Annotated in this window: 1 protein-coding gene; it reads right to left on the bottom strand. The window is 50.7% G+C overall.

Annotated elements, in window-relative coordinates; genetic code table 11:
* The coding region (locus IQR33_RS34145) for a cadherin-like domain-containing protein (protein WP_228014093.1) at nt 1-345 on the bottom strand (345 nt) is incomplete at both ends.

Genomic DNA, 345 nt, shown 5'->3' with positions numbered 1-345 from the left:
GCAATCCCATTGACGATCGCCACTTGAATGTTGCTGTTGCCGGAGACGCTGAAGGTCAGATCGCCATCCACGTTATCTACATCGCTGAAAGCCGTATTTAGATCGATGCTGTATGGCGTAAAGTCTTCTGCCAAGGTTTGGTCTGCAATGCTGCTTTCAACCACAGGCGTGTCGTTCACCGCATTCACGGTGACGTTAACCGTCGCTTGGTCAGTCAGTGCACCATCGGTCACGGTGTAAGTGATTTCAGCGTCACCATGGAAGTTCTCAGCCGGTGTGAAGACCAGTTTGCCATCAACGATCTCAACTGTACCTTGTGTTTCAGGTACGGAAGCCGATTCAATC

Origin of the sequence: Vibrio sp. OPT46, assembly GCF_015163535.1 — a bacterium.
GTDB classification, from domain to species: domain Bacteria; phylum Pseudomonadota; class Gammaproteobacteria; order Enterobacterales; family Vibrionaceae; genus Vibrio; species Vibrio alginolyticus.
Note: the sequence above shows the minus strand (reverse complement) of the source record. Positions and strands in the feature narration are given on the sequence as shown.